11 protein-coding genes are annotated in these 12,470 nt (G+C 30.7%); 1 reads left to right on the top strand and 10 read right to left on the bottom strand.

Translation table 11 applies throughout. The features are described 5' to 3' along the window. Nucleotides 1-30 precede the first annotated feature (30 nt). Together ACJDTP_RS18105 and ACJDTP_RS18100 are read right to left on the bottom strand one after the other, a co-directional pair. Nucleotides 31-621: a hydrolase gene (locus tag ACJDTP_RS18105; protein WP_171773602.1), complete on the bottom strand. Its 591-nt coding sequence runs from the start codon at nt 619-621 to the stop codon at nt 31-33. Between the two features lie 116 nt (nt 622-737). Continuing rightward, nucleotides 738-1,931, bottom strand: a complete 1,194-nt coding sequence (locus ACJDTP_RS18100; RefSeq protein WP_406762019.1) for a multidrug efflux MFS transporter — start codon at nt 1,929-1,931, stop codon at nt 738-740. A 303-nt stretch (nt 1,932-2,234) separates the two neighbouring features. Between ACJDTP_RS18100 and ACJDTP_RS18095 the strand changes: the two genes are divergently transcribed. Beyond that, nucleotides 2,235-2,798, top strand: a complete 564-nt coding sequence (locus ACJDTP_RS18095; protein WP_171773600.1) for a TetR/AcrR family transcriptional regulator — start codon at nt 2,235-2,237, stop codon at nt 2,796-2,798. 135 nt (nt 2,799-2,933) lie between these two features. On the opposite strand, the gene ppdK is transcribed toward ACJDTP_RS18095, so the two are convergent. The 8 genes from ppdK to ACJDTP_RS18055 form a co-directional block, all read right to left on the bottom strand. Beyond that, a complete protein-coding gene (ppdK, locus tag ACJDTP_RS18090; RefSeq protein WP_077841594.1) occupies nt 2,934-5,561 on the bottom strand; it encodes a pyruvate, phosphate dikinase in 2,628 nt (875 codons plus the stop codon). An 82-nt stretch (nt 5,562-5,643) separates the two neighbouring features. After that, nucleotides 5,644-6,282: a transcriptional regulator CcpN gene (gene ccpN, locus ACJDTP_RS18085; RefSeq protein WP_011968191.1), complete on the bottom strand. Its 639-nt coding sequence runs from the start codon at nt 6,280-6,282 to the stop codon at nt 5,644-5,646. 199 nt (nt 6,283-6,481) lie between these two features. Next, on the bottom strand, nt 6,482-7,111 hold the full coding sequence (locus ACJDTP_RS18080) for a DUF4342 domain-containing protein (protein WP_406762018.1): 630 nt from the start codon (nt 7,109-7,111) through the stop codon (nt 6,482-6,484). Between the two features lie 6 nt (nt 7,112-7,117). Continuing rightward, nucleotides 7,118-7,867: a DNA repair protein RecO gene (gene recO / locus ACJDTP_RS18075; RefSeq protein ID WP_406762017.1), complete on the bottom strand. Its 750-nt coding sequence runs from the start codon at nt 7,865-7,867 to the stop codon at nt 7,118-7,120. Between the two features lie 63 nt (nt 7,868-7,930). Then, a complete protein-coding gene (era, locus tag ACJDTP_RS18070; RefSeq protein WP_077838093.1) occupies nt 7,931-8,827 on the bottom strand; it encodes a GTPase Era in 897 nt (298 codons plus the stop codon). Between the two features lie 255 nt (nt 8,828-9,082). Further along, the gene (locus ACJDTP_RS18065) at nt 9,083-9,784 is read right to left on the bottom strand and encodes a diacylglycerol kinase (RefSeq protein ID WP_406762016.1); all 702 of its coding nucleotides are present in this window, start codon (nt 9,782-9,784) and stop codon (nt 9,083-9,085) included. 36 nt (nt 9,785-9,820) lie between these two features. Beyond that, nucleotides 9,821-10,324, bottom strand: coding sequence for an rRNA maturation RNase YbeY (gene ybeY / locus ACJDTP_RS18060; RefSeq protein WP_077838091.1), 504 nt, complete (start codon nt 10,322-10,324; stop codon nt 9,821-9,823). Between the two features lie 8 nt (nt 10,325-10,332). After that, entirely contained in the window at nt 10,333-12,435 is a 2,103-nt protein-coding gene (locus tag ACJDTP_RS18055; RefSeq protein ID WP_077841601.1) for an HD family phosphohydrolase, read from the bottom strand. Nucleotides 12,436-12,470 lie beyond the last annotated feature (35 nt).

The raw sequence follows: 12,470 nt of genomic DNA, 5'->3' as shown, positions 1-12,470 counted from the left end.
AATTCTCCAATCTTTTTAATATTGGGGTTTCTATTTTAATGATGAAACTATTTCTTTTGTACTCCTAAGTTTTCCAATCCTAGGGAAGATATACTTACAAACATAATCATGCTCTTCTTTCGTTACAGCTGTCATTGCATCTTCTACAAAAATTTGATTATATCCATTTTGATAAGCCTCTCTTGCTGTGGTATCCACACCAATGTTAGTAGAAATCCCACCCAATATAATAGTATCAATCCCCCTACGTCTTAGCTGTAAGTCTAAATCAGTCCCATAGAATGCCCCCCATTGCCTCTTAGTAACAATATGTGCATTCTTAGTATCTGCTATTTCAGGTACAAGGTTATCCCATCCTTCTGGATATTTCATCCCAGTAGCCTTTAAATCAGTTTTTGGTTTAACCATATCTTTACCGTCTATAGTAGATACTCTTACAAGAACTATAAATGCTCCTTTATCACTAAACGCCTTAACTAACTTGCTTGCATTTTGAAGAACCTCTTCACTTGTATGAGGTGAAAGCTCTCTACCTGCAATTCCATTTTGTAAGTCTATAAGTACAAGAGCACTTTTTTCTGCATTAATAAATTCATTTTCATTTAATTTTAGATTTTCCATATTTATATCTCCCTTTTCATTTTATTTTTTATAGAATTAAATTATTGATCAAATAAAAATTATTTAATACTTGTTATAAAAATTATTTATCTAACACTCTAACAATCTAATAATAATTATTCATTAGAATTGAGTTTTTTATAAACCTTAAAATAAACCCAAATCGCATTTATTAGTAACAATGCACTTGTGATAAAAAATACGTATTGCATTCCTAAAATTCCTGCAATCTGCCCGCCTAAAACCGAACCTCCAAATACCCCCAAATATCCTGCCGACATATTGAAACCAAATACCCTGCCAGTAAGAGAAGACGGCGTGATTTTTTTTAATATAATATTTACAGATGGATTGAGCCCTGCAGATGCTAGTCCTAATAGAAATCGAAGTCCCATTAACTGCCAAGTATTTTGTACAAAAGCTTGTGGTATAAAAATAATCACCGCACCTATAAGACATGCTAACATTACTTTATGAGCTCCTATCTTATCTGAAAGTTTTCCAAGCCTTGGAGCAGCAATTATATTTGCAAGACCAGAAGCTGAGAATGTAATTCCCGCTAGAAGGGCGATATGTGAACTATTATTAGATAACTGCTTAACATATACAGTTACAATTGGTTCTACAGAATATAATGCTATGGCTAGTATTAAAAATGTTATAAACATCGTGATAGTTAAGCTCTTTTCTGGAACAGTACTCCAAACTTCCTTAATAGTAAGTACCTTTTTCTCTTCTCTAACAAAAGATTCTTTTACAAATATAAGCGTTGTAATAAATGAAATCAAAAGTAAAGCTCCTGTTATGAAAAATACACTTTGTAATCCTAATATCTCATCTATAAAACCACCAACTGTTGGGCCTAGTAAAGAACCTGCGATACTTGCTGTTGATAGTGTACCTAACGCATATCCTGCATGTTCCTTATCAGTTTGAGTTGCAATAAGTGCAGTACAAGCTGTACTGTAACCAGTAATTACACCTTGAAGCAACCTTAAGCCTATAAGTATATACACGTTTGGTGCAAACCCCATGCAGCCTATAGTTATTGCCATGCCAAGGCTTGCTCTAAGTATCATTGGTTTTCTTCCATATTTATCGGCTGCACTTCCCCAAATTGGTGAAAAAATAGCAGAAATTATAAACGTGATCCCAAAGGCAATTCCTGAAATCTTTGTAATTGTTGCTGTATCTTGAACCCCAAGATGCTGTATGTAAAGTGGTAATACTGGGGCAATCTGACTCATTCCTATAGCGGCCACAAATATTCCAAACCAACATACTATTAAATTTTTCCTCCATATTTCCATAAATATACTCCCTTCTTTTATTTAAATTAATTTATAATAAAATCTCTTGATAATAATTATTAAACGGAGTTATCCAAAATAGAATGAAGCGCAATAGAAATGTTAATAAATAAAATAATAGTAAATTGTACATCATTTATTTTTCTTATTTATGTCATTCCTCATCATCAATTAATTATAAACTACATTTTATAGTTTGTAAACTATAGTTTGTATAATAAAAACTATTATATATAGCTTGAAAAATATATTTTGTAATGTTAAACTACTGTTATACAATAAGATTATAGAGGTGAGAAGTGAATGCAAAAAAGAAATTTAACCAAAGAAAAAATTATTCAGGTTTCTTTTTCTTTGGCAGATGAAATTGGTCTTAATCAACTTACCTTCCAAAAGATAGCTGAAAAATTGAATATAAAATCTCCTTCTTTATATAATCATTTTACTAATATGGATAGCCTAAAAATAGAAATGACAATATATCTTTTAAATGAATTGAATCAAAAATTAATGCAGATGTTAATTGGTAAGAGCGGTGATGATGCCATAAAAGAATATGCTAGGGTTTATAAAGAATTTGCTTTTGAAAATACAACGGCTTATAGACTTTTCATGAGTATTCCAAGTACTGAAAACTTAGAGTTATTTAATTTGGCAAAAGGAACTACTCGTATCATTCGTCAGATTTTAGAGTTTTACATTAAGGATGAGATTCGTTTAGTTCATAAAAGCCGAACTTTAAGAAGTCTTTTGCATGGTTTTGTGTCGTTATATTCATTTGGATATTTTCATAATAATAAAGTAACTTTAGATGAGAGCTTTGAATCTATGATAGATGACTTTATTTCATCACTTTCAAAAAAATAGAGTATTGTGACTTAAAATCATTAATGAAGTTAAGTCACAATACTCTATCATTTTTATAGCGTCATAATCATTATTCAACCATCCATTGTATCAGGCTTTCAGGTTAAAATTATGCTATTGTTTAATTTCTTAAAGTTATCTTGGATTTTTTACTTGTGCTTGTGCAGCTGCAAGTCTTGCTAGTGGAACTCTAAATGGTGAACATGATACATAGTTAAGTCCTATATTGTGGCAGAATTCAATTGATGAAGGATCTCCACCATGCTCTCCGCAGATTCCTAAATGGATATCTGAACGAGTAGATTTTCCTTTTTCTACTGCTATTTTAATTAAAGAACCAACTCCTGTTTGATCTAATTTACCAAATGGATCTTGTTCGTAAATCTTCTTTTCATAATAAGCAGATAAGAACTTAGCTGCATCATCTCTTGAGAATCCAAATGTCATTTGAGTTAAGTCATTTGTACCAAATGAGAAGAATTCTGCTTCTTTTGCTATTTCATCAGCTGTTAATGCTGCTCTTGGAATTTCAATCATAGTTCCAACCTTATAATCTAAAGTTACTCCTTTTTCTTCCATAACAGCTTTAACTGTTGATACAATTACATCTTTAACATATTTTAATTCTTTAATTTCTCCAACTAATGGAATCATTATTTCAGGCACAATATCATAGCCTTTAGTTGTCTTAACTTCTATTGCTGCCTCTATTATAGCTCTTGCTTGCATTTCAGCAATTTCAGGGTAAGAAACTGCAAGACGGCATCCTCTATGCCCCATCATAGGATTAAACTCATGTAATTCTGAAACAGTAGATTTTAATTCTTCATAAGTTATTCCCATTTCTCTAGCTAATTCTTTTATATCTGCATCGGCAGTTGGTAAGAATTCGTGTAGAGGTGGATCTAATAATCTTATTGTAACTGCTTTTCCTTCTAATGCTTCATAAATTCCTATGAAATCTGATTTTTGCATTGGCAAAATCTTATCTAAAGCTACTTTTCTTTGTTCTAGATCTTTAGATGTAATCATTTGTCTTACAGCCATAATTCTATCTTCCGCAAAGAACATATGCTCTGTTCTGCAAAGACCTATACCTTCTGCGCCAAACTCAACAGCTTGTTTTGCATCTCTTGGACTATCTGCATTAGCTCTAACTTTCAATTTTCTTATTTCATCAGCCCATCCCATAAATGTTGCAAAATGGCCTGAAATTTCTGGTGTAACTGTTTTTATTTTTTCTCCATATACATTTCCTGAAGTACCGTCAATTGAAATGTAATCTTCAGATGTATAAACTTTTCCGTTAACTTCTACAGTTCTCTTTACTTCATCAACTTTTATAGTTCCACATCCAGCTACACAACAAGTTCCCATTCCTCTTGCAACAACCGCAGCATGAGAAGTCATTCCCCCTCTTACTGTAAGGATACCTTGTGCTGCTATCATTCCCTCTATATCTTCTGGTGAAGTTTCAAGTCTTACAAGTACAACATCTTCTCCAAGTGCTGCTCTATCTTTAGCTTCATCAGCAGTAAATGCTATCTTACCACATGCAGCTCCAGGAGATGCAGGTAATCCTTTTGCAATTGGTGTAGCTTTCTTTAAATCTTCAGTATAAAAAGCAGGGTGTAATAATGTATCCAATTGTTTTGGTTCAACTTTTAAAATTGCTTCTTCCTTGCTTAGCATTCCTTCTTCTACTAAATCAACAGCAATTTTTAAAGCAGCTTGAGCTGTTCTCTTACCATTTCTAGTTTGTAAGAAGTATAGTTTACCTTCTTCTATAGTAAACTCCATGTCTTGCATATCTTTATAGTGATTTTCAAGTGTATTAACAATTCCTTCAAATTGTGCATATATTTCTGGATTTTGTTCTTTTAATTTTCCAATTTCAAGTGGAGTTCTAATACCAGCAACAACATCTTCACCTTGTGCATTCATTAGATATTCACCATATATAGCATTGTCACCATTTGCAGGGTTTCTTGAGAATGCAACTCCTGTTCCTGATGTTTCTCCCTTATTACCAAATACCATTTGCTGCACATTTACAGCTGTACCCCATTCTCCTGGGATGTCATTTAATCTTCTATATACTATAGCTCTTGGATTATCCCATGATCTAAATACTGCTGTAATTGCTTCTATTAATTGAGCTTTAGGATCACTTGGGAACTCCTCACCCTTTTCTTTTCTGTAAATTTCTTTGAATTCACTAACTAATTCCTTTAAGTCATCTGCTGTTAAATCTGTATCAAATTCAACACCTTTCTTCTCCTTAAGTTCATCAATTTTATTTTCGAATAATCTCTTTTCTATTCCCATAACAACATCAGAGAACATTTGAATGAATCTTCTGTAAGAATCATATGCAAATCTTGGATTATTGGTCAATTCTGCCATTGCTTCCACAGCTATATCATTTAATCCTAAGTTTAAGATAGTATCCATCATACCTGGCATTGAAACTCTTGCACCAGATCTTACTGAAACTAGTAAAGGATTTGTATTATCTCCAAATTTCTTACCTGTAGATTCTTCAAGCTTTGATAAACTGTCATAGATTTGACCTATTATTTCATCAGAAATCTTTCTACCATCTTCATAATATTTATTACAAGATTCTGTTGTAACAATAAAACCATCTGGCACTGGAATTCCTAGACTAGTCATTTCTGCTAAGTTAGCGCCTTTTCCTCCAAGTAGATTTTTCATTGAAGCATTTCCTTCACTAAAAAGATATACATACTTATTTGACATCTCAATACTCCCTCTTTTCTTATTATTTCTCACTATATTTACTATCGATGCCTATCTAAAGACTTCGTAGCTACCCTGTTAATTAATTCTCATTTTCTCCAATTTTAACAAATAATTTTGTTATGTTAGTCTTAGAGACCTTTCCGATTATCTTCATCTGATCTTTTCCATCAGACTTTTCTATTATTTCAACAACCGGAATACTATCAATCTCATGTTCAATAATTTTCTTAGCCAGATCATATGCATTGTCATTCTTATTTGCACAAATTATATTCGGCATTCTTGTCATAATTACTCCAACAGGAACTCTATGTATATCAGTCCCCCCTATTGAAATTTTGAGAAAGTCTTTTCTAGAGACTGCACCTGTAAGCACCCCATTATTTTCTATAAATAATGTCCCTACATCATTGAGAAATAGGTATACGATTGCATCATATACCATCGTATCTTCACTGACAGTTACAGGTTTTGACATTATTTCGGACACTTTAATTTTGTTAATATTTGAATAAATTAATCCATTAGAAGTCTTTCCTGTATATACATAACCTACCTTAGGTCTAGCATCCAAAGTTCCTATCATAGTCAGTACTGCTAAATCAGCCCTGAGCGCAGCTCTAGTAACTCCAATTTTTTCTGCAAGAGCTTCACTAGTTATAGGTGCATTTTCTTTTACTAAGCATACTATTTCTTCTTGCCTAGGTGATAATTTCAATCTTATCCCTCTTTCTGTAAATACAAGAAATATCTAGTTCAAATTCATTAATTTTTACTACTCTCTAATTATATCATGTAATTATTGTTTGACTAGACTTAATTTTCAGAAAAATCAAATAAATTCGCTAAATATTTCTTGTATATTAATTTTATATCACTTATATATCTATTTTTCTTTATATTACTCTCAATATCACTTAATTTTCTGAATTTTCTTTCTCTTCATCAAAATTAACTGTATAGGTATATACAGTATCTGAACCAGTATATACTTTTTGTTTTGAATCATCGCTATGTTTGCCTATATCATTCTTCATTTCATTAACCTTAGTCTTAATTTTATCAGCAAAATCAGCGGCCTTATTTTTAACATTACTTGCCACTTCTGAAACATAGGTGTTTACAACTTCCACTGATCCATCTTCCATAGTTATCTCTATTGTAATTTGAGTTACTATTGCTGCTATAACTCCTGCTGCAAGTATTGGTGGAATTATGATAGCTACGACTCCTGCTGCAATCCCTGCATTAACTGGAATATCTACAAGTTCCTTATCATCTTTCTTAACCTTTATTCTAGTAACATTTCCTTTTTCTATTATTTGTTTAATCAAAGCCTTTAGTTCTTCTATAGAGATAGGCGCCTTATTTACTTCCTCAGCAACAAATTCATCATTAATATCTGATAACTTTTGAGACTTTTCAATGTATATTAAGGCCTCTAATACGTCTCCTTCGCATACTTCTAAAGCTTCCTTTGCCTTTTCATAGCTTACTCCTGTTCTTTCACGTATCATATCAACTTTTTCTAATGTTATATTTTCCATAAATCATCACTCCTTAATAAATTTTAACATCTCCAAACTTTTAGGCTTTTTAGCATAGCTATTAGATACTAAAAAAGTAATTACTTTTTCAATCTCACTTTTTATTTCATGATTTAAATTTAGTCTATATAATTTATCTATATCCATATTCATCAAAAACCTCAAAGCATTATATGCACCTTTTGAAATAAATACTCCATGTTCTTTGGGACATTCATCACATATACCTCCATAGTGGGATAAACTTATATAATTAGATGAAGATATCTTTTTTCTACATACGCTACAATTATTCAATGTTAGATTATATCCAGTTGTTTTCAGCAATTTTAATTCAAATGCTCTTATTAGTAGTTCATAATCTAAGGCATCTGTATTCAGTAAGTATAATGTTGTAATCAATGTCTTAAAAAGTTCCATATTAATTTCATTATCAGTACAAGCAATATCTATTAATTCGCATAAGTATGAGGAATATGTAAGTTTATGTAAATTATTTAAAAGTCCTTGAAAAGATTGAATTATTTTTCCTTCTTGAAGAGTGTACAAGCTCTTACCTTTATATACCATATATTCTCCATAACATAATGGCAATGTCAATGCTAAGAACTTACTTTTACTTTTTTTAGCACCTCTAACTATAGCTGTAATTTTACCTAACTTCTCAGTATAAAACCAAACTAGTTTGTCATTCTCTTTAAAATCTTGTGTTTTTATAATTACAGCTTTTGTTTCAACTATTGACAGGTTAACCATCTCCCACTTGGAATATATAAAAAAATAATATGTTAGGCTAATTATCTATTTCTAATTAATACTTTATTTCTTTGAATTCGCTTTATATCCTAATTCTTTTAATAAAAGTTGATTATCTCTCCATTCTTTTCTAACTTTCACCCATATTTTTAGGTTAACCTTGGATCTTAAAAATCTTTCTAATTCATATCTTGAATTTTCGCCTATTCTTTTAAGTGTTTGACCATTCTTTCCAATTATTATTCCTTTATGGGAATCTTTTTCACAGATTAAATCTACTTCTATATGATATGTTCCTATTTCATTTTGTTTCATTTGGATTATATCTACTGCTATACCATGAGGCACTTCATCTCTTAAGGTTCTCAAAGCTTTTTCCCTAATTATTTCTGATACTACAAACTTTTCTTGAACATCTGTTATCATGTCATCTGGATAATATTTAGGGCCCTCTGGCATTGCTTTCTTCATAAGTTCTACTAATACATCAACATTTTTCCCTTTTATTGCTGAAATAGGTATTATCTCTGCAAATTTAAATTCTTTTGCATACATTTCTAAACTTTTTGCCACTCTATCTTGTGTACTTTCATCAACTTTATTTAAAACTAAAAATACAGGACACTTTTTATCCCTTAAGGTTTCTAATATAAATTTATCTCCCTTTCCAATCTCCTCATCTGGATTTGTTAAGAATAATACTAAATCAACATCTTTAGTAGATTCTTTTGCTGAATTTACCATGTATTCTCCTAACTTATGTTTAGGTTTATGTATACCTGGTGTATCAACAAATATCATTTGATAATCATCACCTGTCAATATTGTTTGTATATTATTTCTTGTTGTCTGAGGTTTATTAGAAACTATTGATAACTTTTCCCCCATTATATAATTTAATAAAGTCGATTTTCCTACATTAGGTCTTCCAACTATTGTAACAAATCCTGATTTAAACATTTTTTCCTCCTCAAAATAAGCTTAAAAAAGCTTAACTAACGTTATCCTATTTTACAAATAGTATACTCTATTTATAAGTAAATTGACAATCTACTATTCTTAATTTGATCATATAATAATTTAATAATTACTACCAATTGTTTCCTTATGGATTAAATCATAAATTCTTATAATTTAAGAAATAGGAGACAATATAAGTTTTATTTCATCTTATATCTTCTCCTATAAATATTATTTTTATTATTCTATATTTAATTAAAGCCTAAATAATGTAAAGATAAACAAAGTTAATAACATACCAAATATAGCTCCAACTATTACCTCTAAAATGCTATGAACTTCTGAATCTACTCTACTTTGCGCAGTTATAAATGCCAATAAGAAACTCAATAAAATGCAAATTGGTTCCTCCGTTATTAGCGATATTGCTGTTGCTATCGAAAACCCCAAAGCACTGTGTCCACTTGGCATTCCCCCTTTTAACGGGGTCCCTTCTCCAAATATTGCTTTTGCTATTATAGTTACTATACACACTATTACTAGAACAATCAATATTGTATATGGCTCTGAATTCTTTACCTTATTAATCAAAGAAAATGAAAATCTACTGAGCCTATCCCAAAATATAATATAGCCAACTAATAATGCATTTATAGCTGTTATTAATACTCCGCCTGCCGCCGCATTCTTGGCAATCTTAGCCAAAGGGTGATAATAATTAGTTGTCATATCTATAGTAGCTTCTATGGCTGTATTTATAAGTTCAGCAGCTATTACCATAGTTATTGTAACAGCTAATATCAGAAACTCATATTTTGTTATGTCAAAGAAAAAGCTTGCAATCAGTACTACTAAAGCCACAATTAAATGTATTTTCATATTTCGTTCAGTTCTTACAGTATCGATAATCCCAGTTATGGCATTATTGAAGCTTTCCAATGTTTTTTTCATTTTCATTATTTACCCCTACTTCTATTTACATAATAAAAAATATTACCCTCTAATTATGTTAAGTTTATTTAAAATATCTTCTTCTCTACTTCTCATAATTGTTTTATCATCATCCTCCATGTGGTCATACCCCAATAGATGCAATACTGAATGCACAACTAAATATGAAGCTTCCCTTTCATACGAATGATTAAATTCTTTACTCTGTTCTAATGCTTTTTCTAGTGAAAGAACTATATCTCCAAGTACAAGTTCATCACCATCAAAATCACATTGAGAAAACTTATAATCTTTATAAATATCCTTAAATACTTTCTTATTTTCGTATTCTAACATAGGAAAAGATAATACATCTGTTTCTCTATTTATTCCTCTTGTCTCATTATTTATTTCCTTTATCTCATTATTATCAACGAACAATAATGAAATTTCACATTTCATATTTACTTCCTCTTCTTTTAATGCAAATTCTATTACTTCTGTTAGCCTTTCTATTAATTCTTCACTTGCTTCTACTTTATTTTGTCTATTATCTACATAAATCATTATTTAAACTACTCCTTAGTTTTAAATTCACCTTTATTGTTTTCACCATTGAAATCCTTCATTTTTTCTTTAGGGTATTCTATTCTTTGATGATATATGCTATTTAACGAAGTCAAAAAACATACTCTTATTTTTTCTATATCTTTTAATGTTAAATCACAATCGTTTAATTGTCCTGATGATAATTTATCATCTATAATGCAATTAACCATCTGGTTAATTGCATCTTTAGTAGGTTTCTTAATTGATCTTACAGCCGCTTCAACACTATCAGATAGCATTACTATTCCAGCTTCTTTTGAGCTTGGTATTGGGCCTTCATATCTATAATCTTCTTCTTTTATTTCCTCTGGATTTTCAGCACTATTTTTCATAGTATAGTAAAAATACTTTACTAATGTTTTACCATGATGCTCTAATATAATATCTTGGATAACCTTAGGAAGCTTATATTTTTTAGCTAACTCTAGACCATCTTTAACATGAGATTTTATTATCATAGCACTCAAATTTGGAGGTATATTCTCATGTGGATTATCTATCCCCATTTGGTTCTCTCCAAAGAAATATGGCCTCTCTGTTTTTCCAATATCATGATAATATGATCCTATCCTTGTAATTACTGAATTAGCTCCGACTTCTTCTGCTGCCATTTCTGAGAGATTTGCAACAAGCATGCTATGGTGATATGTTCCTGGAGCTTCCATTAATAATTTTTTTAACAGTGGTGTATTGGGATTTGATAATTCTAGCAGCTTTAGTGTAGTAACCTCATTAAATGTACCTTCTAGAAATGGTAATATTCCTAATGCAAATATACCTGACAAAAGGCCTCCAATGAATGTGATCCCACCTTTTACTAATACATCTCTAAAATTGCTCGATATTAATATTCCCGTAGACAATGTAAGTATTACGGTAACAACAGCAGTATATAATGTTGAATATAGCAATTCATTTCTTTGTTGCATCTTTTTCAAAAATGCCGCTCCTAATACCGAACTTACTATTCCCAAAATAATAATCTGAACATCAAAACCATTTAAAGCACCTATAACTATTGCATTTAAAGCGCTAAGTACAAATGATATCTTATAATTTAGTAATAGCGTAAGCATCATAGGAGCGCAAGCGAACGGAATTAGAAATGGCGATATAACCCCTACAGTTCTAGCTAATACAAGTGAAATCAAATTGATTGTACTTATAAGAATAAGCTTCTTATTGTTCTTATATATTTCACCATAATTTATTCTCACATATCCATATTGAAGAAACAATATTATCATCCAAAATATTGCAAGAGCTAAATAAATATATACATAAGCTGTTACATTCTCATCGTTAAGCATTCCAAGGTCTGATAAAATATCAATTTGATCTTGTGTTACAGGTTCTCCTTCTTTAACTATAATCTGATTTTGTTTTATTATTACTTTAGATACATTCTTCTTGACTTCTTGTATCTTTTCTTGTGTTTTTTCTTCATCAAAAAAAACATTCGGGTTTATTTGTGTTTGAGCTATTTGCTTTAAAGCACTCGATACATCTTTATCTAAGTTTAAATTATCTATTTGAGTTGAAACAACTCCTTTTGCTTCTTTTAACGCACCTTCATCTTTTTCCTGTATATTTTTTTCATATGCGCCGTCAATTATATTTACTATTTTGTCTTCTATGCCAGGCAAAGTATCTTTTGATATTCCTATCAACGCCTTACATTGTTCATCTGTTAATTGAAATATAGTTAATTTCTTAAGCTCAGTTTGCTTATCAGCTACGGTAGAGCTCGCCATATTGCTTAATGATACAAGTTTATCGAACAATGCCCTTACATTATCCTCAGCTTCCTTCTTAACTTCTGGCTTTGATGTATACTGTTTTCCTACCTTTTCGGCTGCTTGATCTTCTTTTTCCTTTGTAGCTTTTTCATCCACTATATCTCTTGGAGCTTTTATATCTACTCTTGGTATATCTCCCTCTTTTAAGCTATATTGCTTAGGAGTTATTGCGGTAACAAGCAATAAATAGCCTATACTAAATACAAGTATAAATAATACAATTCTTTGAATTCTATTATTTTTCCATTTATTATTTTGTTTTATATCCATGTAATTCACCTTTTCATCTTAATAATAAGTAATAG

This window comes from Candidatus Clostridium helianthi (assembly GCF_045310795.1).
In the GTDB taxonomy this organism is placed as follows: Bacteria; Bacillota; Clostridia; order Clostridiales; family Clostridiaceae; genus Clostridium; species Clostridium helianthi.
This window is presented reverse-complemented; position numbering and strand designations above follow the sequence as displayed.

Excerpts from the sequence above, each read along its gene's own strand:
- ybeY (WP_077838091.1), bottom strand. The coding sequence starts at position 10,324 with ATGATTTATGTAGATAATAGACAAAATAAAGTAGAAGCAAGTGAAGAA.
- ACJDTP_RS18080 (WP_406762018.1), bottom strand. The coding sequence starts at position 7,111 with ATGGAAAATATAACATTAGAAAAAGTTGATATGATACGTGAAAGAACA.
- ACJDTP_RS18095 (WP_171773600.1), top strand. The coding sequence starts at position 2,235 with ATGCAAAAAAGAAATTTAACCAAAGAAAAAATTATTCAGGTTTCTTTT.
- ACJDTP_RS18105 (WP_171773602.1), bottom strand. The coding sequence starts at position 621 with ATGGAAAATCTAAAATTAAATGAAAATGAATTTATTAATGCAGAAAAA.
- ACJDTP_RS18055 (WP_077841601.1), bottom strand. The coding sequence starts at position 12,435 with ATGGATATAAAACAAAATAATAAATGGAAAAATAATAGAATTCAAAGA.
- ppdK (WP_077841594.1), bottom strand. The coding sequence starts at position 5,561 with ATGTCAAATAAGTATGTATATCTTTTTAGTGAAGGAAATGCTTCAATG.
- era (WP_077838093.1), bottom strand. The coding sequence starts at position 8,827 with ATGTTTAAATCAGGATTTGTTACAATAGTTGGAAGACCTAATGTAGGA.
- recO (WP_406762017.1), bottom strand. The coding sequence starts at position 7,867 with ATGGTTAACCTGTCAATAGTTGAAACAAAAGCTGTAATTATAAAAACA.
- ACJDTP_RS18065 (WP_406762016.1), bottom strand. The coding sequence starts at position 9,784 with ATGAAAATGAAAAAAACATTGGAAAGCTTCAATAATGCCATAACTGGG.
- ACJDTP_RS18100 (WP_406762019.1), bottom strand. The coding sequence starts at position 1,931 with ATGGAAATATGGAGGAAAAATTTAATAGTATGTTGGTTTGGAATATTT.